At 65.6% G+C, this 25541-nt stretch carries 22 protein-coding genes; 18 read left to right on the top strand and 4 right to left on the bottom strand.

All coding sequences use genetic code 11. The annotated features are described in order from the left end of the window. Positions 1–18: 18 nt before the first annotated feature. Genes WIX41_RS01285 through galU form a run of 6 tightly spaced genes read left to right on the top strand, consistent with a single transcriptional unit; the run spans position 19 to position 5636 of the window. Entirely contained in the window at positions 19–324 is a 306-nt protein-coding gene (locus tag WIX41_RS01285) for an integration host factor subunit beta (RefSeq protein ID WP_339445387.1), read from the top strand. Positions 325–383: 59 nt separating this feature from the next. Continuing rightward, positions 384–668, top strand: coding sequence for a LapA family protein (locus tag WIX41_RS01280; protein ID WP_339445386.1), 285 nt, complete (start codon positions 384–386; stop codon positions 666–668). A 6-nt stretch (positions 669–674) separates the two neighbouring features. Further along, positions 675–1853, top strand: a complete 1179-nt coding sequence (gene lapB, locus WIX41_RS01275) for a lipopolysaccharide assembly protein LapB (protein ID WP_339445385.1) — start codon at positions 675–677, stop codon at positions 1851–1853. A 3-nt stretch (positions 1854–1856) separates the two neighbouring features. Then, positions 1857–2831, top strand: coding sequence for an MraY family glycosyltransferase (locus tag WIX41_RS01270; protein ID WP_339445384.1), 975 nt, complete (start codon positions 1857–1859; stop codon positions 2829–2831). 16 nt (positions 2832–2847) lie between these two features. Beyond that, positions 2848–4755: a polysaccharide biosynthesis protein gene (locus tag WIX41_RS01265; RefSeq protein ID WP_339445383.1), complete on the top strand. Its 1908-nt coding sequence runs from the start codon at positions 2848–2850 to the stop codon at positions 4753–4755. Beyond that, positions 4752–5636: a UTP--glucose-1-phosphate uridylyltransferase GalU gene (galU, locus tag WIX41_RS01260; RefSeq protein WP_339445382.1), complete on the top strand. Its 885-nt coding sequence runs from the start codon at positions 4752–4754 to the stop codon at positions 5634–5636. The genes WIX41_RS01265 and galU overlap by 4 nt, the downstream gene beginning before the upstream one ends. 191 nt (positions 5637–5827) lie before the next feature. Here the strand turns inward: galU and WIX41_RS01255 are convergent, their stop codons facing one another. The 3 genes from WIX41_RS01255 to WIX41_RS01245 all read right to left on the bottom strand — a co-directional run bounded on the left by WIX41_RS01255 (position 5828) and on the right by WIX41_RS01245 (position 10204). Then, complete coding sequence (locus WIX41_RS01255; RefSeq protein ID WP_339445381.1) at positions 5828–7036, bottom strand: acetyl-CoA C-acyltransferase; 1209 nt, start codon at positions 7034–7036, stop codon at positions 5828–5830. Positions 7037–7109: 73 nt separating this feature from the next. After that, positions 7110–9497 (bottom strand): 3-hydroxyacyl-CoA dehydrogenase/enoyl-CoA hydratase family protein, encoded by a 2388-nt coding sequence (locus WIX41_RS01250; RefSeq protein ID WP_339445380.1) that lies wholly within the window; start codon positions 9495–9497, stop codon positions 7110–7112. Positions 9498–9541: 44 nt separating this feature from the next. Beyond that, on the bottom strand, positions 9542–10204 hold the full coding sequence (locus tag WIX41_RS01245; protein ID WP_339445379.1) for a TetR/AcrR family transcriptional regulator: 663 nt from the start codon (positions 10202–10204) through the stop codon (positions 9542–9544). Positions 10205–10507: 303 nt separating this feature from the next. Here WIX41_RS01245 and ndk point away from each other — a divergent pair, with 303 nt between their 5' ends. The 12 genes from ndk to guaA all read left to right on the top strand — a co-directional run bounded on the left by ndk (position 10508) and on the right by guaA (position 24710). Then, positions 10508–10933 carry a nucleoside-diphosphate kinase gene (gene ndk / locus WIX41_RS01240; protein WP_339445378.1) on the top strand — a complete coding sequence of 142 codons (426 nt, stop codon included), beginning with the start codon at positions 10508–10510 and terminating at the stop codon, positions 10931–10933. 10 nt (positions 10934–10943) lie between these two features. After that, positions 10944–12149 (top strand): 23S rRNA (adenine(2503)-C(2))-methyltransferase RlmN, encoded by a 1206-nt coding sequence (gene rlmN / locus WIX41_RS01235; protein ID WP_409187293.1) that lies wholly within the window; start codon positions 10944–10946, stop codon positions 12147–12149. Beyond that, on the top strand, positions 12136–12933 hold the full coding sequence (pilW, locus tag WIX41_RS01230; protein WP_339445377.1) for a type IV pilus biogenesis/stability protein PilW: 798 nt from the start codon (positions 12136–12138) through the stop codon (positions 12931–12933). Before rlmN ends, pilW begins: the two co-directional genes overlap by 14 nt. Positions 12934–12939: 6 nt before the next feature. Beyond that, positions 12940–13806, top strand: a complete 867-nt coding sequence (locus WIX41_RS01225; RefSeq protein WP_339445376.1) for a helix-turn-helix domain-containing protein — start codon at positions 12940–12942, stop codon at positions 13804–13806. A gap of 72 nt (positions 13807–13878) precedes the next feature. Beyond that, positions 13879–14517 carry a YfgM family protein gene (locus WIX41_RS01220; protein ID WP_339445375.1) on the top strand — a complete coding sequence of 213 codons (639 nt, stop codon included), beginning with the start codon at positions 13879–13881 and terminating at the stop codon, positions 14515–14517. Further along, the gene (bamB, locus tag WIX41_RS01215) at positions 14517–15725 is read left to right on the top strand and encodes an outer membrane protein assembly factor BamB (RefSeq protein WP_409187292.1); all 1209 of its coding nucleotides are present in this window, start codon (positions 14517–14519) and stop codon (positions 15723–15725) included. The genes WIX41_RS01220 and bamB overlap by 1 nt, the downstream gene beginning before the upstream one ends. A gap of 12 nt (positions 15726–15737) precedes the next feature. Beyond that, the gene (gene der, locus WIX41_RS01210) at positions 15738–17135 is read left to right on the top strand and encodes a ribosome biogenesis GTPase Der (RefSeq protein ID WP_339445373.1); all 1398 of its coding nucleotides are present in this window, start codon (positions 15738–15740) and stop codon (positions 17133–17135) included. 69 nt (positions 17136–17204) lie between these two features. After that, a complete protein-coding gene (gene moeB / locus WIX41_RS01205; protein WP_339445372.1) occupies positions 17205–18344 on the top strand; it encodes a molybdopterin-synthase adenylyltransferase MoeB in 1140 nt (379 codons plus the stop codon). Between the two features lie 125 nt (positions 18345–18469). Continuing rightward, complete coding sequence (locus WIX41_RS01200) at positions 18470–20299, top strand: monovalent cation:proton antiporter-2 (CPA2) family protein (RefSeq protein WP_339445371.1); 1830 nt, start codon at positions 18470–18472, stop codon at positions 20297–20299. Positions 20300–20499: 200 nt separating this feature from the next. Next, the gene (gene folD, locus WIX41_RS01195; protein WP_339445370.1) at positions 20500–21375 is read left to right on the top strand and encodes a bifunctional methylenetetrahydrofolate dehydrogenase/methenyltetrahydrofolate cyclohydrolase FolD; all 876 of its coding nucleotides are present in this window, start codon (positions 20500–20502) and stop codon (positions 21373–21375) included. A gap of 207 nt (positions 21376–21582) precedes the next feature. Further along, entirely contained in the window at positions 21583–23037 is a 1455-nt protein-coding gene (gene guaB / locus WIX41_RS01190; RefSeq protein WP_409187291.1) for an IMP dehydrogenase, read from the top strand. Positions 23038–23144: 107 nt separating this feature from the next. Further along, positions 23145–24710, top strand: coding sequence for a glutamine-hydrolyzing GMP synthase (gene guaA, locus WIX41_RS01185; RefSeq protein WP_339445369.1), 1566 nt, complete (start codon positions 23145–23147; stop codon positions 24708–24710). Between the two features lie 442 nt (positions 24711–25152). Here the strand turns inward: guaA and WIX41_RS01180 are convergent, their stop codons facing one another. After that, positions 25153–25539 (bottom strand): type II toxin-antitoxin system RelE/ParE family toxin, encoded by a 387-nt coding sequence (locus tag WIX41_RS01180; protein ID WP_339445368.1) that lies wholly within the window; start codon positions 25537–25539, stop codon positions 25153–25155. Positions 25540–25541 lie beyond the last annotated feature (2 nt).

The raw sequence follows: 25541 nt of genomic DNA, 5'->3' as shown, positions 1-25541 counted from the left end.
CCTCGACGCGAGTCCGCAATGACCAAATCCGAGTTGATCGAAATCCTGGCGCGCCGGCAGGCGCATCTGAAGTCGGACGATGTCGATCTGGCGGTGAAGTCGTTGCTGGAAATGATGGGCGGGGCGCTGGCCGGCGGGGATCGCATCGAGATCCGTGGGTTCGGCAGTTTTTCGTTGCACTACCGCCCCCCCAGGCTGGGGCGCAACCCCAAGACCGGGGAATCGGTTGCATTGCCGGGCAAGCATGTCCCGCACTTCAAGCCAGGCAAGGAACTGCGCGAGCGCGTCAGCGCCGTGGTACCGCTGGAAGGCGATCCGGCCTGAGCTGGTGGAGTGGACCGCTGGTCCGCTACTCTTAACCCCCAAGGGAACGGAGCTACCGCATGAACGTCGCACGCCTGCTGATCCTGCTTGCGGTCCTGGTCGCCGGACTTGTCATCGGTGCCCTCAATTCGCAGGCCATGACCCTGAACCTGGGGTTCACTGCCATTCATTCCAGTACCGGCCTGGCCATCATCGTGGCCTTGTTGTCCGGTGCGCTCGTCGGCGCCGGCCTTGTGCTGGTGGGCCTGGTGATTCCGTTGTATTCCCGGCTGCGCAAGGCGCAGAAGACGGTTCCGGCCGTCGCCCCCGTAGTACCCCCTTCTTCTACTTTCGACGGACGCTGAGCGCCGATGGAATTTGTCTCCGAGTGGTTCTGGTTCTTCCTGTTCCTGCCGCTGGCAGCAGTGTCCGGCTGGGTGATCGGCCGGCGTGGTGGCCAGCGCCACGGCGACAACCAGGTCAGCCACCTCTCCAGCACCTACTTCCGTGGCTTGAACTACCTGCTCAACGAGCAGCCCGACAAGGCCATCGAGCTGTTCCTGCACATCGCCGAACTGGACAAGGAAACCTTCGAGACACAGGTCGCGCTGGGTCACCTGTTCCGCCGTCGTGGCGAAGTCGACCGCGCCATCCGCCTGCACCAGGGCCTGGTCAACCGCACCGACCTGAGTGATGCGCAGCGCGTCCAGGCCCTGCTCGCGCTGGGCGAGGACTACATGAAATCCGGCCTGCTTGATCGTGCCGAAACCGTCTTCAGCGAGCTGGCCCGGATCGATCAGCGCGCACCGCAGGCGCTCAAGCACCTGATCGGGATCTACCAAGCCGAGCGCGACTGGGAAAAGGCGATCGACAACGCCACCCGTTACGAGGAAGTCACCGGCGAGCCGATGGGCAAGCTGGTGGGACAGTTCGAATGCGAACTGGCAGAGCGCTTCCGTGGCGCCGGCAAGATCGATGAAGCCCGTGCGGCCATCGCCCGTGCCTACCAGGCCGACGCGATGTCCGTGCGTGCCGGCATCATCGAAGGTCGCCTGGAAACCGACGCCGGCAATGCCGAGGCGGCCGTGCGCGCCTTCGAACGTGCAGCCCGCAACGACCCCGAATATCTGCCCGAGGTGCTGCAGCCCCTCATGCAGAACTACCGCAAGGTGGGTGACCTGGGCGGCGCGCGCGCGTTTCTGTCGGAAATGACCGAGCACTACCGCGGCATCGCCCCGGTGCTGGCGCTGACCCAGCTGATGGAAGAGCAGGAGGGCGTCGCCCCGGCGCGCGCCTACCTGGGGCGGCAGTTGAAGGATCGACCGTCGGTGCGCGGAGAGTCTGCCCTGATCGACCTGACCCTGGCCGAGGGTGCCGATTCCACCGCCACGCTGCATGACCTCAAGCACATCACCGACCAGCTGCTGGTCCGCAATCCGGCCTACCGCTGCACGCGCTGCGGTTTCGGCGCGCGCACCCACCATTGGCAGTGCCCCAGCTGCAAGGAGTGGGGAACGGTCAAGCCGCTGCTGAACTACGCGGTGCTCTGAGCCATGCCGGCGGCGTGGTGGATTGGACTGCCGGCGGTGCTGGCCGTCGCGGCGGCGCTCACGTGGTGCGCGCGGCGTTACGCGCTGCGGCGCAAGCTGTTTGACCAGCCTGGGGAGCGTCGCAGCCATGTGGTGGCGACCCCCCGCGGGGGTGGCATTGCCATCGTCATTACGTTGTTGCTGGCCATTGGCGTGGCCGCCCATGTCTGGCCGAACGCCCGGTTCCCGTTGCTGGTAGCCGGCCTGGGGCTGGCGCTGGTGGCCGGAATCGGCTGGTGGGACGACCATCGTCCGCTGCCGGCGATGCGCCGGCTGCTGATTCATCTGCTGGCGGCCGGGCTGCTGGCCGGGCTGGTGTGGCAGGCCTCCGGTAACCCCTGGCAGGCACTGTTGGCACTCCTGTTTACAACATCCCTGATCAACATCTGGAATTTCATGGATGGAATCAATGGGATTGCCACGAGCCAGGCGATTCTGGCAGGTGCCGCTTTTGCCCTTGTCCTGCCGGGCCCCCTGGCCTTGGCCGGAATTGTCCTGGCGTTGGCCTGCCTGGGCTTCCTGCCGTTCAACTTCCCGCGGGCCCGGATATTCATGGGCGATGTCGGAAGTGGCGCGCTGGGCTATGCCGTTGCCGCCTTGGTGTGCTTGGCCAGCGTGGCCACCGAGGTGTCCTGGCTGCTGCTGCTGGTCCCGCTGACCGCCTTCCTCGTGGACGCTGGCTTCACGCTGCTTTCGCGCATGCTGTCGGGGCAAAGATGGATGGAGCCCCACACCCGGCATCTTTATCAGCGTGTCGTCAAAAGTGGTGCAACGCACACTTCAGTTACAGGGATGTACTTTGTTTTTGGTTTGTTCAGTATTACAGTGTTTAATGCTTGCACGTATTTGCAGCCGAGGTGGGAGGCTGCCGTGGCCGTAGCGTGGATGCTCCTCGCGACTGGCCTTTGGCTACTCCTGGGCAAGGGAATGCGCTACTAGAAGGATTGCTTGGTTTATGACGCCTTGGCAGGACCGCTTTACAAGTCTGCTCCCCCGTGCCGCCATCGTGGCCCACGACCTTTTCATGGTCTGGGCATGCTGGCAGCTGTTGCATGCCGGCCGCTATTCGATGCTGGCCGATGCCCCTTCGTTGCCACTCTGGAACATCGACACTTCGCTGGTGCTGGTCATCCAGGCCATCGTCTTCTGGCGGGTGGGCCTGTATCGGGGCCTGTGGCGGTTCGCCAGCGTGGCCGACCTGCTGCACATCTTCAAATCCAGCTTCATCGGGCTGCTCGCCATTGTGGTCGTACTGGCCTACAAGCGCTTCAATGGCGTGCCGATGTCGGTGCTGGTGATCTACCCGTTCGCGCTGTCGGCCCTGCTGGGCGCGCCGCGCCTGCTGTACCGGGCCTGGAAGGACTATCAGGCGCTGCAGTCGGACGCCACCGCGCGTCGGGTGCTGATCCTGGGCGCCGGCCAGGCGGCCGAAGCGCTGGTCCGCGACCTGCGCCGGTCGGGCGACTTCGAGCCGGTCGGTCTGCTCGACGACGCCCCGCACCTGCAGGGCGCCAAGCTGCAGGGCCTTCCCATCCTCGGCACGCTGGACGATGCGGCCTCGGTGGTGCGCGAAACCGCGGCCAAGCTGTTGGTGATCGCCATTCCGTCGCTGGATGCCGCTGGCATGCAGCGGGTGGTGGCCATCTGCGAAAGCACCGGCGTGCCGTTCCGGATGGTGCCCAAGCTCAACGACGTGCTGCTGGGCCACTCGTTGCCCGGTGAGCTGAAGGAAGTGGCGATCGAAGACCTGCTGGGTCGTAAGCCGATCCTGCCGGACTGGTCGCTGATCCGAGGCTGGTTGGGCGGGCGCACCGTGCTGGTCACCGGTGCCGGTGGCTCGATCGGTTCGGAGCTGTGCCGCCAGTGCGCGCGCCACGGGGCAGGGCGGGTCGTGCTGTTGGAAATGAGCGAACTGCTGCTGCTGACCATCGAAGCCGAGCTCAAGCGCAGCTTCCCCGATCTGCTCGTGGAAGCGGTACTGGGCGATTGCGGCGACCCGGCGGTGATCCGCCACGCGCTGTCGCTGTCCCAGGTCGACGCGGTGTTCCATGCGGCTGCCTACAAGCAGGTGCCCGTACTCGAACGGCAGTTGCGCGAAGCGGTCCGCAACAACATCCTTTCCACCGAAACGGTGGCGCGTGCCTGCGTCGAAGCGAGGATCGAACATTTCGTGTTCATCTCCACCGACAAGGCGGTCGACCCGGTCAACGCGCTGGGCGCCAGCAAGCGCTACGCCGAGATGATCTGCCAGAGCCTGGACCACAAGACCACCCACACCCGGTTCGTCACCGTGCGCTTCGGCAACGTGCTGGCATCGGCAGGGAGCGTGGTGCCCGTGTTCCGCGAGCAGATCCTCAAGGGTGGGCCGGTGACGGTTACCGACCCGGAAGTAACCCGCTATTTCATGACGATCCCCGAAGCCTGCCAGTTGATCCTGCAGGCGGCGGCGTCGGCCTCGCACGGGGCGATCTATACGCTCGACATGGGCGAACCGGTGCCGATCCGGGTATTGGCAGAGCAGATGATCCGCCTGGCCGGCAAGCAGCCGTACAAGGACATCGCGATCATCTACACCGGTCTTCGTCCCGGCGAAAAGCTGCATGAGACCCTGTTCTATTCGGACGAAGACTACCGCCCCACCGCGCATCCCAAGATCCTGGAGGCCGGTGTGCGCAGCTTTGCCCGCGACCAGGTGCTGGGCAACGTGCCGCGTCTGCGCGAGGCCATCGCCAACTACGATACCGACGCCATCAACAGCATTCTGTTCGCGACCATGCCGGAATTTGCCCCGTTGCAACAGGAATCTCACGTCGAGTCGGCTAAGGTGCTTCCCTTTCCGGCACGAGAGGCCAACAGGCTGTGACGAGCAAGCGCATTCGCAAGGCGGTTTTCCCGGTGGCGGGTCTGGGGACCCGGTTCCTTCCCGCGACCAAGACGGTTCCCAAGGAGATGTTGCCGATCATCGATCGGCCGTTGATCCAGTACGCCGTCGATGAAGCGATCGAAGCGGGGTGCGACACCCTGATCTTCATCACCAACCGCTACAAGCACGCTGTTGCCGACTACTTTGACAAGGCCTACGAACTCGAGCAGAAGCTGGAGCGCGCCGGCAAGACCGAATTGCTGGAGCTGGTGCGCAACGTGCTGCCGGAAGGCGTACGCGCGGTGTTCGTAACCCAGACCGAAGCGCTGGGCCTGGGCCATGCGGTGCTGTGCGCCAAATCCGTGGTGGGCGATGAGCCGTTCGCCGTGCTGCTGCCCGATGACCTGATCTGGAATCGCGGCGACGGCGCGCTCAAACAGATGGCCGATCTCAACGAAGCCACCGGCGCCAGCGTCATCGCGGTCGAAGACGTGCCGCATGAAAACACGGCCAGCTACGGCATTGTCGCTACCGAAGCGTTCGACGGCAGCAGGGGCAGGATTTCGCAGATCGTGGAAAAGCCCAAGCCGGAAGACGCCCCGAGCGACCTGGCCGTGGTGGGGCGTTACGTACTCAGCCCGAAGATCTTTGAGCTGCTCGAAGCCACCGGCACCGGTGCGGGCGGCGAGATCCAGCTGACCGACGCGATCGCCGAGCTGCTGAAGACCGAGGAAGTGGACGCGTTCCGTTTCGAAGGCACCCGCTTCGACTGCGGCACCCATCTGGGCCTGGTCGAAGCGACCATCCGCTTCGCACTGGAAAGCCACAAGCTGGGCAAGCCGGCACGCGAGAAGCTGGCGCAGATGCTGGCTGAGGATTGATCGGGGACGCGATCAATCCGGCGATGAAAAGGGGCGGCCCGAAGGGCCGCCCTTTTTGGTAGCGCCGGCCGTTGGCCGGCCCTCATGGTAAAGGCAAAAAAAGGCGGCAGTGCCGCCTTTTTCTCCAATGTTGCCGGCCAACGGCCGGGGCTACCAGGGGAATCGGTCAAGGCCGATTCCCCATCGCCGCGTCACAGCGATTCGAAAATACCCGCTGCGCCCATGCCGGTACCGATGCACATGGTGACCATGCCGTACTTCTGCTGGCGACGGCGCAGACCGTGCAGCAGGGTGGCGGTACGGATGGCGCCGGTGGCGCCCAGCGGGTGGCCCAGGGCGATGGCGCCGCCCAGCGGGTTGACCTTGGACGGGTCCAGGCCGCAATCGCGGATCACCGCCAGCGACTGCGCGGCGAAGGCTTCATTGAGCTCGATCCAGTCCAGCTGGTCCTGGGTCAGGCCGGCCTGCTTGAGTGCCTTGGGAATGGCGGCGATCGGGCCGATGCCCATCACTTCCGGGCGCACGCCGGCCACCGAGAAGCTGACGAAGCGGGCCAGCGGCTTCAGGCCGTAGTCCTTCACCGCCTGTTCGGACGCCAGCAGCACCGCACCGGCGCCGTCGCTCATCTGCGAGGAGTTGCCGGCCGTGACCGTGCCGCCGAACTGGCCATTACGGAACACCGGGCGCAGCTTGGCCAGGCCTTCGGCAGAGGAGTCCAGGCGCGGGCCTTCGTCGGTGTCGACGATGCGGTCGCGGGTGATGATGCGGCGGCCGTCGGCCAGGTCCGGCTGGCGCGTGCGCACGTCGTAGGGGCTGATCTCATCCTTGAACTCGCCGTTCTGGATGGCGGCGATGGCCTTCTGGTGCGAGGCCAGGGCGAAGGCATCCTGCTCTTCGCGGGAGACCTTCCATTCCTCGGCGACCTTTTCGGCGGTGATGCCCATGCCGTAGGCAATGGCCACGTGGTCGTTGTCGAACACGCTCGGCGCCATGGCGATCTTGTTGCCCATCATCGGCACCATCGACATCGATTCGGTGCCGCCGGCCAGCATCAGGTCGGCGTTGCCGAGACGGATCTGGTCGGCCGCCATCGCCACGGCCTGCAGGCCGGAAGAGCAGAAGCGGTTGACCGTCTGGGCGGCGATGGTGTCCGGCAGGCCGGCCAGCAGCACGCCGATGCGCGCCACGTTCATGCCCTGCTCGGCTTCGGGCATGGCGCAGCCGATGATGGCGTCGTCGATGCGGTTGACGTCGATGCCCGGCGCCTGCGCGACCACGGAGCGGAGTACGTGGGCCAGCATGTCGTCGGGACGGGTATTGCGGAACACGCCCTTGGGCGCCTTGCCTACCGGGGTGCGGGTGGCGGCGACGATGTAGGCGTCCTGGATTTGCTTGGTCATTGTGGTGGTCTCTTGAATGCGTAACAGGGGTGCCGACCAACGGTCGGCACCCACCGAAGGCGGGGAGGAGGCATCAATTACGCAATGGCTTGCCGGTCTTGAGCATGTGCGCGATGCGCGCCTGGGTCTTTTCCTGCTGGGCCAGCTCGACGAAATGCTTGCGCTCCAGGGTCAGCAGCCACTCTTCGTCCACCAGCGTGCCGCGATCCACTTCGCCACCGCACAGCACGGTGGCGATGCGCACGGCGATCTCGTAGTCGTACGGGCTGATGAAGCGGCCCTCGAGCATGTTCACCAGCATCATCTTGAAGGTGGCGATGCCTACATCACCGGCGACCTGGATGCGGCGGGCCGGCATCGGCGGACGGTAGCCGCCTTCGGCCAGTGCCTGCACTTCGGCCTTGGCGATGTGCAGCGCCTCGAAGCTGTTGAACACCACCTTGTCGGTGGCACGCATCAGGCCCAGCTCCTTGGCGTTGACCGCCGAGTTGGAGACCTTGGCCATGGCCACGGTTTCGAAGGTCTTCTTCAGTTCGGCGAACACATCGCCGCCCGGGCCGGCGGCCTGCGAGGCACGTACCGCCAGTTCCTTCAGGCCACCACCGGCCGGCAGCAGGCCGACGCCGGCTTCGACCAGGCCGATGTAGCTTTCCAGCGCGGCCACGCTCTTGGCGCTGTGCATCTGGAATTCGCAGCCGCCACCCAGGGCCAGGCCGCGCACGGCGGTCACCACCGGCACCAGCGCGTACTTGATCGCCTGGCTGGTGCGCTGGAAGTTGTGCACCATCTCTTCGAACTGGTCGACCTTGCCGGCCTGCAGCAGGCCGAGCGCGCCGGCCAGGTCGGCACCGGCGGAGAAGGGTTCCTTCTGCTGCCAGATCACCAGGCCCTTGAAGCCCTGCTCGGCGCGCTTGATCGCTTCCTGCAGGCCGTTGAGCACGTGGTCGGAGACGGTGTTCATCTTGGTCTTGAAGCTGACCACCGCGATGCCGTCGCCGTCGTGCCACATGCGCACGCCGTCGTTCTCGAACACGGTTTCGCCGGGGCTGAAGGTTTCACCCAGCAGCGGATCGGGGAAACGCTGGCGCTGGTACACCGGCAGCGCCGAGCGCGGCAGCTTGGCGTTGCGGGTCGGGCTGTAGCTGCCTTCGGCGGCGTGCACGCCGTCGCGGCCATCGAACACCCAATCCGGCAGCGGGGCGTTGCTCATGCTCCTGCCGGCGACGATGTCATCGGCGATCCACTGCGCGACCTGCTTCCAGCCGGCCGCCTGCCAGGTTTCGAACGGGCCCAGCGACCAGCCGTAGCCCCAGCGGATGGCCAGGTCCACGTCGCGTGCGGTTTCGGCGATGTCGGCCAGGTGGTAGGCGCTGTAGTGGAACAGGTCGCGGAAGGTCGCCCACAGGAACTGCGCCTGCGGATGCTGGCTTTCGCGCAGCTTGGCGAACTTCTCGGCCGGGTTTTTGATCTTCAGGATCTCGACCACTTCCGGGGCCGCGGTGCGGTCAGCGGGACGGTAGTCCTGCTTCTCCAGGTCCAGCACCACGATATCCTTGCCGACCTTGCGGAAGATGCCCGCGCCGGTCTTCTGGCCCAGCGCGCCCTTGGCGATCAGTGCCTCCAGCCACTTCGGCGAGGCAAAGTACGGGTGCCACGGGTCGTTGGGCAGGGTATCGCCCATGGTCTTGATGACGTGGGCCATGGTGTCCAGGCCGACCACGTCGGAGGTGCGGTAGGTCGCCGACTTCGGGCGCCCGACCAGTGGGCCGGTCAGGCCGTCGACTTCATCGAAGCCCAGGCCGAACTGCTGGGTGTGGAAGATGGTGGACAGGATCGAGAACACGCCGATGCGGTTGCCGATGAAGTTCGGGGTGTCCTTGGCATACACCACGCCCTTGCCCAGGGTGGTGACCAGGAAACTTTCCAGGCCTTCCAGCACGGCCGCGTCGGTGGTGGTGGCCGGGATCAGCTCGGCCAGGTGCATGTAACGCGGCGGGTTGAAGAAGTGCACGCCGCAGAAACGGTGGCGCAGTTGTTCGGGCAGCACGTCGGCGAGCTTGTTGATGCCCAGGCCCGAGGTGTTGGAGGCCAGCACGGCGTGGTCGGCCACGAATGGCGCGATCTTCTTGTACAGGTCCTGCTTCCAGTCCATCCGTTCGGCGATGGCTTCGATGATCAGGTCGCAATCGCGCAGCTGTTCCAGGCCGCGGCTGTCATCCGGCGTGCCATAGTTGGCCGGGGTGATCGCTTCGGCATACGACCTGCTGGCGAGCGGGGCAGGGCTGAGCTTGCCGAGGTTGGCGATGGCCTTGAGCACGATGCCGTCGGCCGGGCCTTCCTTGGCGGGAAGATCAAACAGCACGGTGTCGACGCCGGCATTGGTCAGGTGGGCTGCGATCTGGGCACCCATGACGCCGGCACCCAGCACGGCGGCGCGGCGGACTGGCAGGGAATTGGACATGTCGATAAGCCTTTGGTTGTCTGGAAGCCGGGCAGGGCCCGGCTCTACGGGGTGGTGAGGAGCGTCGCCGCAGGGGCGGTGGCCGCGCTGGCGCGGAAACCGGCTTCGGCGAAATGGATGAGTTCGTGGGCCGCATGGGCACGATGCGCCGCTTCGGTGACACCGGCGGGTCGCTTGATCAGGCCGAAATCGGCCATGGCATAGGTGAGCGCGCCGGCCAGGAAATCCAGGCGCCAATACAGCTCTTCCTTGCTCAGGCCTGGCACGCTTGCGGCGATGGCCTTGCCGAATTCGCGCAGGACGTGGCCGTAGTGATCGGAGAGGAACTTGCGCAGGTTGTCGTTCTTTTCCGCATAGGCACGTGCAATCACCCGCACGAAGGCGCCGCCGGTCTGACGGTCCTGGGCCATGGCCAGGGCCGGTTCGACGAAGGCAGCCAGGACCGGGCGCAACAACCCCGGGTGCTCGCGTCGGGCGGTGTCAAGCTGCGACAGACGGGCGGCGGTCATTTCGTCCATGCGGCGGCGGAACACCTCGTTGACCAGGTTCTCCTTGGAACCGAAGTGATAGTTCACCGCGGCGATGTTCACATCGGCCTGGCTGGTCACCTGGCGCAGCGACGTCCCGGCGAACCCGTGCAGGGCGAACAGCTCCTCGGCAGCGCCGAGAATGCGGTCCTTGGTGGAAAAGTGGGCGGGTTTGGCCATGGGGTGGTCAGGGTTCAATCAAACGATTGTTTGATGTTAGACCTCTGGTGCGCGGCTGACATGCTGCGGCGCACCAGATTCTGATCATCATTCATGTCGTAGAGCCACGCCCTGCGTGGCTGCCCCGGAAAGCTGAACGACGGGCTTTGGCGAGCACCGCCTGGCTGCCACGCAGGGCGTGGCACTACGTACCGGGACGCTGTAGAATCACGCCACGTATATAGGCTAAGCCCGCGTTTTGACGCGGGTTTTTTTCATGTTACTCTCGGGCTGATCAGTGGCCCGCCCAACGGAGAATTTCCCATGGCGCTGGAGCGCACCCTTTCCATCATCAAGCCGGATGCCGTCGCCAAGAACGTCATTGGTGAAATCTACGCCCGCTTCGAGAAGGCTGGCCTGAAGGTCGTGGCTGCCAGGTACAAGCAGCTTTCGCGCCGCGAAGCCGAAGGCTTCTATGCCGTTCACCGCGAGCGTCCGTTCTTCAATGCGCTGGTCGAGTTCATGATCTCCGGCCCGGTGATGATCCAGGCGCTGGAAGGCGACAACGCCGTGCTGGCCCACCGCGATCTGCTGGGCGCCACCAATCCGAAGGAAGCCGCGGCGGGTACCATCCGCGCCGATTTCGCCGAATCCATCGATGCCAATGCCGCCCACGGCTCGGACTCGGTCGAGAATGCCGCGAATGAAATCGCGTACTTCTTCGCCGCCACCGACGTGGTCTCGCGCTGAGAGTAATGCCGTGAACGAGGTCGTACAGCCCACCGCCATTCCCGTCGTGCTCGATCAGGGCACGCCGGTGGCCAAGCAGAACCTGCTCGACCTCGATCGCGAGGGTCTGGAGCGCTTCTTCGCCGAGACCCTCGGCGAAGCGCGCTACCGTGCCCATCAGGTGATGAAGTGGATCCACCACCACTACGTCACCGATTTCGACCAGATGACCGACCTGGGCAAGGCGCTGCGCAGCAAGCTGCAGCAGCACGCCGAAGTCCGCGTCCCGAACATCGTGTTCGACAAGCCGTCGGCCGACGGAACCCACAAGTGGCTGCTGGCCATGGGTACCGATGGCAAGAACGCCATCGAGGCGGTCTACATCCCGGATAAAAACCGCGGCACGCTGTGCGTGTCGTCGCAGGTGGGCTGCGCGCTGAACTGCACGTTCTGCTCCACCGCCACCCAGGGCTTCAACCGCAACCTCTCCACCGCCGAGATCATCGGCCAGGTGTGGGTGGCGGCGCGCCATCTGGGCAACATCCCGCACAAGCAGCGTCGTCTCACCAACGTGGTGATGATGGGCATGGGCGAGCCGTTGATGAATTTCGACAACGTCGTGCGCGCCATGAGCGTGATGCGCGACGACCTGGGCTACGGCCTGGCCAACAAGCGGGTGACCCTGTCGACCTCCGGCCTGGTGCCGCAGATCGACCGCCTGTCCGCCGAAAGCGATGTGTCGCTGGCGGTGTCGCTGCATGCGCCCAACGATGCGCTGCGCGAGACCCTGGTGCCGCTCAACAGGAAGTACCCGATCGTTGAACTGATGGCCTCGTGCGCGCGTTACCTGCGTGCCAACAAGCGGCGCGAATCGGTGACGTTCGAATACACGCTGATGAAGGGCATCAACGACCAGCCCGAACACGCCCGCCAGTTGGCGCGACTGATGCGCCAGTTCGACAATGCCGTACAGGCGTCGCACTCGGGCAAGGTCAACCTGATTCCGTTCAATCCGTTCCCGGGTACGCGCTATGAGCGGTCCGGCGACACGGAGATCCGTGCCTTCCAGAAGATCCTGCTCGACTCGCAGGTGCTGACCATGGTGCGGCGCACCCGTGGCGACGATATCGATGCCGCGTGTGGCCAGCTCAAGGGCCAGGTGATGGATCGTACCCGCCGCCAGGCCGAGTTCAACAAAACGCTCCAGGACGGGAAAAACCGGGATGCCGCTGCCTGACCGCCGATTGCCAGCCGTTCTTTTCGTCGTGCTGGCATTGGCCGGATGCGGCAGCAAAGGCGTCAAACCCCTCAGTGCGCCACTGGGCGTGGCACCGGAATACGTGGCGCGCGACAACGCCGACACCCGGCGACGGGTCAGCTACCAGGACCAGATGACGCTGTCGGCTGAAGCCTTTCGCGCCGGGGCGCTGGATGTCTCCGAGACGCGCGCGAAGCGTGCGCTCAAGCTCGATGGGGGGCGGCCCGATGCCTATGTGATGCTGGCGGCGTTGGCCAACCAGCGAGGCGCCGACGCCGAGGCCGGGCCATTGTTCCAGAAGGCCGCCGAATTGGCCCCGCACAGCGGAGAAGTGCTCAATAATTATGGTGCGTGGTTATGTGGTCATGGTCGCGCCGCCGAGGCCCTGCCTCTCTTCGACCGCGCCCTGACAGCGCCTGGCTACCGCACGCCGGCGGCTGCCCTGGCCAATGCGGGCGGCTGTGCGCTCGACGCGGGCCAGCCGGAACGTGCCGTGCGGGACCTGCGTCGGGCCTTGGCCCTGGACCCGGTCAATTCCTATGCGCTGGAGATGATGGCCCGCAGCGAGTACGCCCAGGGGCGCAATTTCGAGGCGCGGGCCTTCGTGCAACGGCGTCTTGCGGCTGCACCGGCCACGCGTTCCGTGTTACAACTTGCCTCTCAAATCGAGGCGCAGCTTGGCGACGCAGTGGCATCCGGTCGTTATCTGCAGAGAATTCGCGACGAATTTCCGCAGGATGCGGCTCCTAATTCCCGGGGTTGAAGCATTGTGATTGATGACCAGACTGTGAACGCCTTTGAGACTGCGGCCGGCTGTGGAGCGCGTCTCCGGCAGGCGCGGGAAGCGGCGGGACTGACGCTCGAAGCGGTGGGACAGCAACTGCGCATGCCGGTGCTGGTAGTGAAATCGCTGGAAACCGAGCAGTGGGACCGCCTCGGCGCTCCGGTATTCGTCCGGGGCCAGCTGAAAAGTTATGCGCGCCTGCTCAAGATCGACCTGGGCGATGTGCTCGATCAGGCCAGCATCGGGCCGGTCGTGCCGCCGCAACTGGTCAGCCACACCCATACCCCCCGGGCCCGGCGTATCGCCGAAAGCCTGGGGCGTCGCGCCCTCTATGTGGGCATTACCGCTGTGCTGGCCGTCCCGGTGTGGTTTGCAACCCGTGGCCATTTCGACAGCGCGTCGACCAGCCCGAACACGGCCTCGCTCGACGTGATTCCTGCCGCGGTGCCGGTGGCCGGAGCCGTTGTACCGGCGGCCCAGCTCGCGCCTGTGGCCGTGCCCGTGCCGGCACCGGCCACCCCGTCGGCGCCCTACCTGGCGTCATTGACCCCGGTTCCGCGGCCCACTGCCGCCGCTCCTGCCCCTGCGGGTGCGCTCAGCCTGCAGTTCAAGGGCGACAGCTGGGTGGACATCGCGGCGCCCGATGGCACCACCGTCGAGAAAGCCCTGATCAAGTCGGGCGAAACCCGCACCTTCAGCCCGGGCCAGGTGGCCCGCATGGTGCTGGGCAATGCCTCGGCGGTCGAGGTTCAGCAGGGCGGCACTATCGTCGACCTTTCGCCTTACCAGCGAGCCAACGTGGCACGCTTTACGGTATCCTCTGACGGTTCCGTGGCCCCGGTTTCACACTGAGCTGCGTTTCCCGAATCATTTCGACAATCCAATTCAAACAGTCCCTCCTGACGGGCAGGGGCGAGAGTACGCATGGCGATCGACGACCTGCTCGACGAGCACGAACAAAGTGAACGCGTCCGCGGCTGGCTGCGGAAGAATGGTGTCAGCATCATCGCCGGCGTGGCGATTGCCATCGGCGGCATCGCCGGCTGGCAGTGGTGGCAGAAGGAACAGGGCAACCACCTGGCCGGTGCCAACGGCCAGTACCAGGCGGTGCTCAAGCAGCTGCAGGACAAGCAGCTGGATGAAGCGGCCAAGGGCGTGAAGGGCCTGGAAGCGGGCAAGGTGCGGATCTATGGCGACCTGGCAGCCCTGCAGCTGGCCAAGGCCCAGGTCGATGCAGGCAAGAACGAGGAGGCCCTGGCCACCCTTCGTGCCATCAAGGCCGACCCGGAGTACAAGTCTGCGATCGACCAGCGCATCGCGCGTCTGTTGATCGCCACCGGCAAGCAGGATGAAGCCATCACGCTGCTGGGCAGTGCCACCGACAGTGCGAGCCTGGAAATCCACGGCGACGCCTTGATGGCACTGGGTAAGCGTGACGAAGCCCGCGGGCAGTATGAGAAGGCGCTCAAGACGCTGGACGTGGCAGCGCCGCAGCGGCGCGTGCTGGAAACCAAAGTGATGGATGCCGGTGGCACCGTCACCGATCCTGCGGAGTCGGTGTAATGAAGCAGATGGTCATGATCAAGCGTGTCGCCACCCTGGTTCTGATGGGCGTGGCGCTGTCCGGTTGCACCACCGTCAAGGGCTGGTTCGCCGGCAAGGACGCTGAAGCGAAGAAAGCGCTGGAGCCGGCCGAGCTGGTCAAGTTCGAGCCGACCGTGAAGGTCGACCGGATCTGGAGCACCAACCTGGGCAAGGGCGAGAAGCGCATCGGCGTCCGCCAGGGCCCGGTCGTGGCCGACGGTCGCGTGTTTGCAGCGGCGATCACCGGCGGTGTGCATGCGCTGGACCTGCAGACCGGCAAGACGGTGTGGACCTACGAGCCGGCCAAGGTCAAGAAGCAGCCCAAGCTGCGCCTGTCCGGTGGCCCGGGCGTAGGCGAAGGCCTGGTGGTGATCGGGACGCTGGACGGCCAGGTCATCGCGCTGGACGCCAACGACGGGACCGAGAAGTGGCGCGCCAAGGTGCCTGGCGAAGTGATCGCCGCCCCGGCCGTGGGCCAGGGCATCGTGTTCGTGCGCAGCAACGACGGCCGTGTGACTGCTTTCGATGCAGGCAACGGCACCCAGAAGTGGTTCAACCCGCGCGAGCAGCCCATGCTGACCGTGCGCGGCAACGCGCCGGTGGTGGCTGGGCCGGGCGTGCTGTTCATCGGCAATGATGACGGCAGCATCTCCGCGCTGGGAATGCAGGATGGCCGCACCGTGTGGGACCAGATGGTCGCCAACGGCGAAGGCCGCACCGAGCTGGAGCGCATGTCCGATGTGGACGGTGCCCCGGTGCTGGAAGGCAACACCCTGTTCGTAAGCAGCTTCAAGAACCAGACCATGGCGATCGAAGGCCCGACCGGCCGTCCGCTGTGGGCGCGTGATCATGGCGGCGCCGGTGGCGTGGCCCTGACCTCGGGCAATGTGATCGTCACCGACAACAAGGGCGGCGTATTCGGCCTGGACAAGGCCAGCGGCACGGCCATGTGGTCGCAGACGGGCCTGGCCCGGCGTTCGCTGACCGGGCCGGCGGTGCACGGTGATTACGTTGTGGTCGGTGATTACAAGGGCTATCTGCACTGGTTGCGGACAGACAATGGTGAACTGGCCGCGCGCGCCAAGAGTGGCGGCGATGCCCTGCTGGCGCAGCCGGTGGTCGCCGATGGGATTCTGCTGGTGCAGAACGTTGATGGAAAGCTGACCGCGTTCCGGTTGGCACAATAAGGAGTTACCGCGATGCTGCCCTTGGTCGCCCTGGTTGGACGGCCGAACGTCGGCAAGTCCACCATTTTCAATGCGCTGACCCGTACCCGTGACGCCCTGGTCCATGACCAGCCCGGCGTCACCCGGGACCGCAACTATGGTGTTTGCCGTCTGGACGAGGACAACCATTTCCTCGTCGTCGACACGGGCGGTATCTCGGAGGATGAGGAAGGCCTGGCCGGTGCTACCGCCGACCAGGCCCGCGCTGCCGCTGCGGAAGCCGACCTGATCCTGTTCGTGGTCGATGCCCGTGACGGCACCTCCGCGCTGGATGACGAGATCCTGTCGTGGCTGCGCAAGCTGTCGCGGCCAACCCTGCTGCTGATCAACAAGATCGACGGCACCCACGAAGATACCGTGCGCTCGGAATTCGCCCGCTACGGCTTCAGCGAAATGCTGACCGTGTCGGCCGCGCATCGCCAGGGCCTGGACGACCTGCTTGAAGAAGTGGTCCAGCGCCTGCCCGAGGAGGGCAGTGGCGAAGAGATGGTCAACGATCCGAACCGGATGCGCATTGCCTTCGTCGGCCGCCCCAACGTGGGCAAGTCGACGCTGGTCAACCGCATTCTCGGCGAGGAGCGGATGATCGCTTCGGAAGTGCCCGGCACCACCCGCGATTCGATCTCCGTGGACCTGGAGCGCGACGGTCGCGAGTACCGGTTGATCGACACCGCCGGCCTGCGCCGCAAGGCGCGGGTGGAAGAGGTCGTCGAGAAGTTCAGCGTCATCAAGACCCTGCAGGCCATCGAGCAATGCCAGGTGGCCGTGCTGATGCTCGACGCCACCGAAGGCGTGACCGACCAGGACGCCAGCGTGCTGGGCGCCGTGCTCGATGCCGGGCGCGCGTTGGTGGTGGCGATCAACAAGTGGGACGGCCTGACCGACTACCAGCGCGAGCAGGCTGAAACGCTGGTGTCGCGCAAGCTGGGCTTCGTGCCATGGGCCGAAACGGTGCGCATCTCGGCCAAGCATGGCTCGGGCCTGCGTGAGCTGTTCCGGGCGATCCACCAGGCGCACGCCTCGGCCACCCATGAGTTCAGCACCAGCGAAGTCAACAAGGCGCTGGAGATCGCCTACGAGACCAACCCGCCGCCGGCGATCCGTGGTCACGTGTCCAAGCTGCGTTACGTGCACCCGGGTGGCTCCAATCCCCCGACCTTCATCGTGCACGGTACCCGACTCAAAGACCTGCCCGAGTCGTACAAGCGCTACCTGGAAAACTTCTTCCGCAAGCGTTTCAAGCTGATCGGCACCCCGGTGCAGTTCATCTTCCGCGAGGGTACCAACCCTTACGAAGGCAAGAAGAACGTGCTGAGCGAACGCCAGATCGCCAAGAAAAAGCGCCTGATCAAGCACGTAAAGGGCCGCTGAAACACCTCGCCGCGGGGGTGACCCCTCGCGGCGCTGCTCTACGAACCGGGCACGCGCGATAATGCGGCCATGACCGCCATCCCCGAGATCACTCCCGACCAGGCCCGCAAGCGCCTCACCCTCGACGCCCTGCTGATCGACGTGCGCGAAGCGCACGAGCGCGCCACCGGCATGGCCGAAGGTGCGCTGGGTATCGCGAAGGGGGAACTGCAGGCGAACCCGACCGCCCACCTCCCAGCGCGGGACCGCGAGCTGATCCTCATCTGCCAGAGCGGCAAACGCTCCATGGAAGCAGCGCAGGCGCTGATCGACCTGGGCTACCCCAACATTGCCTCGGTCCACGGCGGCACCACCGCCTGGCGTGTTGCCGGGCTGCCTCTCGTACAGCCGTTGCAGAGCGACGACGAGCGCGATTTCAACGAGCGTTATTCACGGCACCTGCTGCTGCCGCAGATAGGCGTTGCCGGCCAACAAAAGCTGCTCGGCGCACGGGTGCTGCTGCTTGGCGCCGGCGGCCTCGGCTCCCCGGCCGCGTTCTACCTGGCGGCCGCCGGCGTAGGGCACCTGCGCATCGCCGATGACGACGTGGTGGACCGCAGCAACCTGCAGCGGCAGATCCTGCATACCGAAGCCAGCATCGGCCAACCCAAGGTGGGCTCGGCACGCGAACGGCTGCTGGCGCTCAATCCGCGCCTGGACGTGGAGGCGGTGCAGGCGAGGGCGACCTCGGACAACATCGATGCGCTGCTCGACGGCGTGGACGTGGTGCTGGACGGGTCGGACAACTTCCCGCTGCGCTACCTGCTCAACGATGCGTGCATCCAGCACGCCATCCCCCTGGTGTACGGTGCCGTGGAGCGTTTCACCGGCCAGGTGTCGGTGTTCGACGCCGGGCGGCACCGTGGGCAGGCGCCGTGCTACCGCTGCCTGTTCCCGGAACCGCCGCCGCCCGAGTTCGCGCCCAACTGCGCCGAGGCCGGCGTGCTGGGCGTGCTGCCGGGCATGGTCGGCCTGCTGCAGGCCACTGAAGTACTCAAGCTGCTGCTGGGCATCGGTGAGCCGCTGGTCGGGCGCCTGTTGACCTTCGACGCGCTGGGCATGCGCTTCCGCGAGATCCGCCTGGGGCCGGACCCCGCATGCCCGCTGTGTGCCCCCGGTCAGGCCTTTCCCGGATACATCGATTACGCCGCGTTCTGCGCCGGCTCGTAGGACGATATGGTGATTTACTGACCGGTCGTTCCACCTGCGGCACGATGATCCGCGCCTGCGTGCTATGTCCCTGCGCCAACTTGCCCTATCGTGACGACTGATCGGAGTTGCAAGGGACGGACCGCATGGCGGTGGAAGCTGGTGCCAGTGAGTTGGTGAAAGTGGTCGCCCTGCTGGGTGCGGCAGTGGTGATGGTGCCCTTGTTCCGCCGCCTGGGGCTGGGCTCGGTGCTGGGCTATTTCGCCGCCGGATTGGCGATTGGCCCGTTCGGCTTCGGTTGGTTCTCCGACCCGCAGGCGATCCTGCACACCGCCGAACTGGGCGTGGTGATGTTCCTGTTCGTGATCGGACTGGAGATGCGGCCCTCCCACCTGTGGAGCCTGCGCCGGGAAATCTTCGGGCTGGGCACGCTGCAGATCGTGGTCTGCGGTGCGGTGCTGACCGGGGTCTGCATGCTGTTTGGATTCCCGTTGCCGGTGGCCTTCATCGGCGCGGCCGGTTTCGTGCTGACCTCCACCGCCGTGGTGATGCAGCTGCTCGTCGAGCGCGGCGACATCGCGCTGCCGTCCGGGCAGAAGATCGTCTCGATCCTGCTGTTCGAAGACCTGCTGATCGTGCCGCTGCTGGCGGTAGTGGCGTTCATGGCGCCCGTGCAGGCCGACGCCGGGACCGGCTCGCGCTGGATCAGCGTGGCCATCGCCGCTGGGGCGATCATCGGCCTGGTGCTGGTCGGCCGCTTCCTGCTCAACCCGCTGTTCCGCATCCTGGCCGCCGCCAAGGCGCGCGAGGTGATGACCGCCGCCGCATTGCTGGTGGTGCTGGGCGCGGCGCTGCTGATGCAGCTGGGCGGGCTGTCGATGGCGATGGGCGCGTTCCTGGCCGGCGTGCTGCTCAGCGAGTCCACTTTCCGCCACCAGATCGAAGCGGACATCGAACCGTTCCGCGGCATCCTGCTCGGGTTGTTCTTCCTCAGCGTGGGCATGGCACTGGACCTGACCGTGGTGGCCAACAACTGGCCGCTGATCGTGTCCGGCGTGCTGGCGCTCATGCTGGCCAAGGCCGTGTGCATCTATATGGTGGCGCGCATCCTCGGCAGCGACCACCGCCAGGCACTGGATCGCGGTGTGGTGATGGCGCAGGGCGGCGAGTTCGCATTCGTGCTGTTCTCGGCGGCCGCCACCGCCGGGGTGATAGGTGTGGAGGTCAATGCCAACCTGACCGCCATCGTGGTGCTGTCGATGGCGCTGACCCCGCTGTTCGTGCTGCTGCACGACAAGCTGATGCCGGCGCGCGAGGTCTCGCTGGAAGGCGTGGACACCGCCGAGGGGATGTCCGGCAGCGTGCTGATGATCGGCTTCGGCCGCTTCGGCCAGGTGGCCAGCCAGTCGCTGCTGGCCCGCGACGTGGACGTGACCATCATCGACAACGACGTGGACATGATCCACAACGCCGAGCGTTTCGGTTTCAAGATCTATTACGGCGACGGCACCCGGCTGGATGTGCTGCATGCCTCCGGCGCAGCCACGGCGCGTGCGATCGCAGTGTGCGTCAACAACGCGCAGGATGCCGACCGCATCGTCGAGCTGGCCGCGCATGAGTTCCCGCAGGCCAAGCTGCTGGTGCGCTCGTTCGACCGCGAACATTCGCTGCGCCTGATCCACGCGGGGGTGGACTATCAGATCCGCGAAACGTTCGAGTCGGCGCTGCTGTTCGGCCAGGCGGCGTTGGTGGAACTGGGTGCGGAGGAAGACGACGCCCGCAACATCGCCGAGCAGATCCGCGAACGCGACGCCGAGCGCTTCGAGCTGGAAATGGCCGGCGGCGATCTGCGCGCCGGGGCCCACATGGTGTTCGGCACCGCGCTGCCCGGCGTACCCACGCCGACCCCGTTCACCGCACCCAAGCGCAGGGCGCGCACCCTCAACGCCGACGAAGTGCCCGAGGAAGAGGAATGACGGTAGCGCCGGCCGTTGGCCGGCCCAGGCGGTAATGAGGGCCGGCCAACGTTATGCCCTCCATCCCTGGAGGCCCCCCTTCGGGCCGTCGCGGCGCGACGTTGCGAACGGCTCCTGCCGTTCGCTTCGGCGCTACCGGGTGTCCGGCACTTCATTAATCGGGGACAATACGTTCCCCGCCGCCCCACGCCGCACATTCGATGACCGACTCCGCCGCCCCCCATCCCGCCCGCATCCTGGACGGACGCCGCATCGCCGAAGACCTGCTGGACAGCCTGAAGGTGCGCGTTGACGCCCGCCTGGCCGCCGGTGGTAGCCGGCCGGGGCTGGCCGTGGTGCTGGTAGGTGGCGATCCCGCGTCGACCGTGTACGTGCGCAACAAGCGCCGTGCCGCCGAAAAAGTCGGGATCGAAGCGTTCGACTACGACCTGCCGGCCGGCACCAGCGAAGCCCAGCTGCTGACCCTGATCGACCAGCTCAATGCCGATCCGAAGATCCACGGCATCCTGGTCCAGCTGCCGCTGCCGGGCATCCCCGATGCCAGCCGCCTGATCCACCGGATCGACCCGCGCAAGGACGTGGACGGCTTCCATCCGGAAAATGTCGGCCACCTGGCCCTGCGTGAATTCGGCCTGCGCCCGTGCACCCCGCGTGGCATCACCACGCTGCTGGGCCATACCGACCAGCCGGTGCGTGGCCGCAACGCCACCATCGTGGGCGTGAGCAACCACGTCGGCCGGCCGATGGGCCTGGAGCTGTTGATCGCCGGCTGCACCGTGACCAGCTGCCACAAGTTCACCCCCAAGGACGTACTGGAGCAGTCGGTGCGCAACGCCGACATCCTGGTGGTGGCGGTGGGCCGCCCGGGCATCGTGCCCGGCGAGTGGGTCAAGCCGGGCGCGGTGGTCATCGACGTGGGCATCAACCGCCTGGACGACGGTCGCCTTGTTGGCGACGTGGGCTTCGAGGCGGCGGCCGAACGGGCCAGCTGGATCACCCCGGTGCCGGGTGGGGTAGGGCCGATGACGGTGGCCACGTTGATGCAGAACACGATAGAAGCTGCGGAAGGGTCCTGACGCCGGGACGCCGTGACGACCAACGGTCGTCACCTACCGGGGCGCTGCCCATCGTCGGTAGCGCACGACCGTTGGTCGTGCGGCCCGCCACGGTCGGTCGCCGCATGAACGGGCGGTCGTGGCGCGACACAGCGTCGCATCCGCCCCCTGCCCATCGGGGCGAAATCAGGGTAAAATGTCGCGCTTCCCCACATCTCGGGTATGCCGATGCTGCGCATCCAGGCTGAAGCACTGACTTACGACGACGTCTCGCTCGTCCCCGCCCATTCCATCATCCTGCCCAAGGATGTCACCCTGGAAACGCGCCTGACGCGCGACCTGCGGCTGAAGCTTCCGATCCTGTCGGCTGCCATGGATACGGTCACCGAAGCACGCCTGGCCATCGCCATGGCACAGCTGGGTGGCATGGGCATCATCCACAAGAACCTGAGCGTGGACCAGCAGGCTGCCGAAGTGGCCAAGGTCAAGAAGTTCGAGGCCGGCGTCATCCGCGACCCGATCACGGTCGGTCCGGAAACCACCATCCGCGACGTGCTGGCGCTGACCCAGGCGCGCAACATCTCCGGCGTGCCGGTGGTCGATGGCGGCCAGCTGGTGGGCATCGTGACCCACCGCGACATGCGCTTTGAAACCGAGCTGGACGATCCGGTCCGCCACATCATGACCAAGAAGGATCGCCTGATCACGGTCAAGGAAGGCGCCGCGTCCGCGGAGGTGCTGCAGCTGCTGCACCGCAACCGCATCGAAAAGATCCTGGTGGTCAACGATGATTTCGCCCTGCGTGGCCTGATCACCGTCAAGGACATCCAGAAGAACACCGATTACCCCAACGCCGCCAAGGACATCGCCACGCGCCTGCTGGTGGGTGCCGCAGTGGGCGTCGGTGGCGATACCGATCGTCGCGTCGAAGCGCTGGTCGCTGCCGGCGTGGACGTGCTGGTGGTGGACACCGCGCACGGCCACTCGCAGGGCGTGCTGGACCGCGTCAGCTGGGTCAAGAAGCACTTCCCGCAGGTGCAGGTGGTCGGTGGCAACATCTGCACCGGCGAAGCTGCACTGGCGCTGCTGGACAGCGGCGCGGACGCGGTCAAGGTCGGCATCGGCCCGGGCTCGATCTGCACCACCCGCGTGGTCGCCGGTGTCGGCGTGCCGCAGATCACCGCGATCGACCTGGTGGCTGAAGCGCTGCAGGACCGCATCCCGCTGATCGCCGACGGTGGCATCCGTTACTCCGGCGACATCGGCAAGGCGCTGGCCGCCGGTGCATCGACCATCATGATCGGCGGCCTGCTGGCCGGTACCGAGGAATCGCCCGGTGAAACCGAGCTGTTCCAGGGCCGTTCGTACAAGAGCTACCGCGGCATGGGTTCGCTGGCAGCGATGGAGAAGGGGTCCAAAGATCGTTACTTCCAGGACGCCTCCAGCGCCGACAAGCTGGTGCCCGAAGGCATCGAAGGCCGCGTGCCGTATCGCGGCCCGGTTGGCGGCATCATCCACCAGCTGATGGGCGGCCTGCGCGCCACCATGGGCTACGTGGGCTGCGGCACCATCGAAGACATGCGCAGCAAGCCGAAGTTCGTCAAGATCAGCGGCGCCGGCCAACGTGAGAGCCACGTCCATGACGTGCAGATCACCAAGGAACCGCCGAACTACCGCGCCTGATGCGCCGGTGAGCAAAGAGGAACGAGGAAGCTGATTCCCGTTCCTCTTTCTCTATCCGCCGCTGCTTTTTTGTCATTCCGTTTTCATTCCTGCTTTGCCTGGGCGCCATGACCAACATCCATAACGACAAGATCCTCATCCTCGATTTCGGCGCGCAGTACACCCAGCTGATCGCGCGCCGCATCCGCGAGCTCGGCGTGTACTGCGAAATCTGGGCGTGGGACCACAACCCCGCCGAGATCGCCGCGTTCGGCGCCAAGGGCATCATCCTGTCCGGCGGCCCCGAATCGACCACGCTGCCGGACGCGCCCGCCGCGCCGCAGGAAGTGTTCGACAGCGGCCTGCCGATCTTCGGCATCTGCTACGGCATGCAGACCCTGGCCGCGCAGCTGGGTGGTGCTACCGAGGCTGCCGACCAGCGCGAATTCGGCCATGCCGAAGTCAACGTGGTCCACCCCGATGCGTTGTTCAAGGGCCTGAGCGACCACGGCGGCGAGCCGCGTTTGAACGTGTGGATGAGCCACGGCGACCACGTTTCCGTGGCCCCCCCGGGCTTCACCATCACCGCCACCACCGACCGCATCCCCGTGGCCGCGATGGCCAACGAGGAAAAGCGCTGGTACGGCGTGCAGTTCCACCCGGAAGTGACCCACACCCTGCAGGGCCAGGCGCTGTTGCGCCGCTTCGTGGTGGACGTGTGCGGCTGCCAGACGCTGTGGACCGCAGCCAACATCATCGACGACCAGATCGCCCGCGTGCGCGAACTGGTGGGCGATGACGAAGTGATCCTGGGCCTGTCCGGCGGCGTGGATTCGTCGGTGGTGGCCGCATTGCTGCACAAGGCGATCGGCGACAAGCTGACCTGTGTGTTCGTCGACACCGGCCTGCTGCGCTGGCAGGAAGGCGACCAGGTGATGGCGATGTTCGCCGAGCACATGGGCGTCAAGGTGATCCGCGTCAATGCCGCGGACCGTTACTTCAGCAAGCTCGAAGGCGTGAGCGACCCGGAAGCCAAGCGCAAGATCATCGGCAACCTGTTCGTGGACATCTTCGACGAAGAGTCCAACAAGCTGAGCAACGCCAAGTGGCTGGCGCAGGGCACCATCTACCCCGACGTGATCGAGTCGGCCGGCAGCAAAACCGGCAAGGCCCACGTGATCAAGAGCCACCACAACGTGGGCGGCCTGCCCGAGCACATGAAGCTGGGCCTGGTGGAACCGCTGCGCGAACTGTTCAAGGACGAAGTGCGCCGCCTCGGCGTCGAACTCGGCCTGCCGCGCAGCATGGTCTACCGCCACCCGTTCCCGGGCCCGGGCCTGGGCGTGCGCATCCTGGGCGAAGTGAAGCGCGAATACGCCGAACTGCTGGCCAAGGCCGATGCGATCTTCATCGACGAACTGCGCAAGGCGGACCTGTACGACAAGACCAGCCAGGCGTTTGCGGTGTTCCTGCCGGTGAAGTCGGTGGGCGTGGTGGGCGACGCACGTGCCTATGAGTGGGTGATCGCGCTGCGCGCAGTGGAAACCATCGACTTCATGACCGCGCACTGGGCGCATTTGCCGTATGACTTCCTGGGTACGGTGAGCAACCGGATCATCAATGAGCTGCGCGGGGTGTCACGGGTGGTGTATGACATCTCCGGGAAACCGCCGGCTACGATCGAGTGGGAGTGAGTTGACGCCCTTCGGGGACAATCTCGCTCACCATGCGGGCTTTTATCGTCTTTGACGGTAAAAGCCTTCTCGAGAATGAACGTAACGGTATTCCCGCGCGGTTCTTCCCGCGTGATGAGTATTTGGATATGTTGTCATTGTCGTAATCAGACTACGACTTGAGACACCAGATCAAATTGGCTTGCGCTTGGGAAAGTTGTAGAGGTCGTGGCATGGCTACGACTATCAAATAAGTTGAATGCCCTCTACATCCGGGCTGGCACCGGGAAGGCCGCTGACGTCTCGTGGCCAGGTTGCAGACACAGCCGCACGGTCTTGACGTTCGTGCAGTGCTGCGACAACTCGCACAACACGTCTCCCTTTAATCACGCGGATTTGCGTGACTTGTTGATGGTCGAGTGGAAGTGAATTGAATGGAAAGGGCGCCGCAAGGTGCCCAATGTCACTCCGGCCAATGCCGGGCCAGATCGAACGAGAGCTGCTGGTGGTGGCGGAGCGAGAGGAGGTACACCGTGCCTTCGATCAACGCATACAGCAGCAGATAATCCTTCATCAGATACTCGCGTACTTCAGCGCCTGCTGCAGCGCGAGCCAGCTCCGCACTCAATCGTGCGGTTGCCTGTGCGGCTTCAACCGAGCGGGTAGGGTGGGCAAGGAAGGATCGGCCCATCCTTGGAAACCGTTCGAGGTTGGGCACAACGAAGTCGGTCAGGTCTTCCAGCAACGCGTCGAATGCATGCGATGCGTCGCTCTCGCGAAGATGGATCTCGACTTCATCCAGGTTGCGTTCGAAGTTCGGCGTCAGCTTGACGGTGCACAGCTCGGTCATGA

It is taken from the genome of Stenotrophomonas sp. AB1(2024) (genome assembly GCF_037482345.1).
In the GTDB taxonomy this organism is placed as follows: domain Bacteria; phylum Pseudomonadota; class Gammaproteobacteria; order Xanthomonadales; family Xanthomonadaceae; genus Stenotrophomonas.
Note: the sequence above shows the minus strand (reverse complement) of the source record. Positions and strands in the feature narration are given on the sequence as shown.

Coding starts and splice junctions, on each gene's coding strand:
- der (WP_339445373.1), top strand. CDS start 15,738: ATGCTGCCCTTGGTCGCCCTGGTTGGACGGCCGAACGTCGGCAAGTCC.
- guaA (WP_339445369.1), top strand. CDS start 23,145: ATGACCAACATCCATAACGACAAGATCCTCATCCTCGATTTCGGCGCG.
- WIX41_RS01270 (WP_339445384.1), top strand. CDS start 1,857: ATGCCGGCGGCGTGGTGGATTGGACTGCCGGCGGTGCTGGCCGTCGCG.
- WIX41_RS01285 (WP_339445387.1), top strand. CDS start 19: ATGACCAAATCCGAGTTGATCGAAATCCTGGCGCGCCGGCAGGCGCAT.
- moeB (WP_339445372.1), top strand. CDS start 17,205: ATGACCGCCATCCCCGAGATCACTCCCGACCAGGCCCGCAAGCGCCTC.
- WIX41_RS01220 (WP_339445375.1), top strand. CDS start 13,879: ATGGCGATCGACGACCTGCTCGACGAGCACGAACAAAGTGAACGCGTC.
- ndk (WP_339445378.1), top strand. CDS start 10,508: ATGGCGCTGGAGCGCACCCTTTCCATCATCAAGCCGGATGCCGTCGCC.
- WIX41_RS01180 (WP_339445368.1), bottom strand. CDS start 25,539: ATGACCGAGCTGTGCACCGTCAAGCTGACGCCGAACTTCGAACGCAAC.
- WIX41_RS01245 (WP_339445379.1), bottom strand. CDS start 10,204: ATGGCCAAACCCGCCCACTTTTCCACCAAGGACCGCATTCTCGGCGCT.
- WIX41_RS01265 (WP_339445383.1), top strand. CDS start 2,848: ATGACGCCTTGGCAGGACCGCTTTACAAGTCTGCTCCCCCGTGCCGCC.
- WIX41_RS01200 (WP_339445371.1), top strand. CDS start 18,470: ATGGCGGTGGAAGCTGGTGCCAGTGAGTTGGTGAAAGTGGTCGCCCTG.
- bamB (WP_409187292.1), top strand. CDS start 14,517: ATGAAGCAGATGGTCATGATCAAGCGTGTCGCCACCCTGGTTCTGATG.
- WIX41_RS01280 (WP_339445386.1), top strand. CDS start 384: ATGAACGTCGCACGCCTGCTGATCCTGCTTGCGGTCCTGGTCGCCGGA.
- lapB (WP_339445385.1), top strand. CDS start 675: ATGGAATTTGTCTCCGAGTGGTTCTGGTTCTTCCTGTTCCTGCCGCTG.
- pilW (WP_339445377.1), top strand. CDS start 12,136: ATGCCGCTGCCTGACCGCCGATTGCCAGCCGTTCTTTTCGTCGTGCTG.
- folD (WP_339445370.1), top strand. CDS start 20,500: ATGACCGACTCCGCCGCCCCCCATCCCGCCCGCATCCTGGACGGACGC.
- WIX41_RS01255 (WP_339445381.1), bottom strand. CDS start 7,036: ATGACCAAGCAAATCCAGGACGCCTACATCGTCGCCGCCACCCGCACC.
- guaB (WP_409187291.1), top strand. CDS start 21,583: ATGCTGCGCATCCAGGCTGAAGCACTGACTTACGACGACGTCTCGCTC.
- WIX41_RS01250 (WP_339445380.1), bottom strand. CDS start 9,497: ATGTCCAATTCCCTGCCAGTCCGCCGCGCCGCCGTGCTGGGTGCCGGC.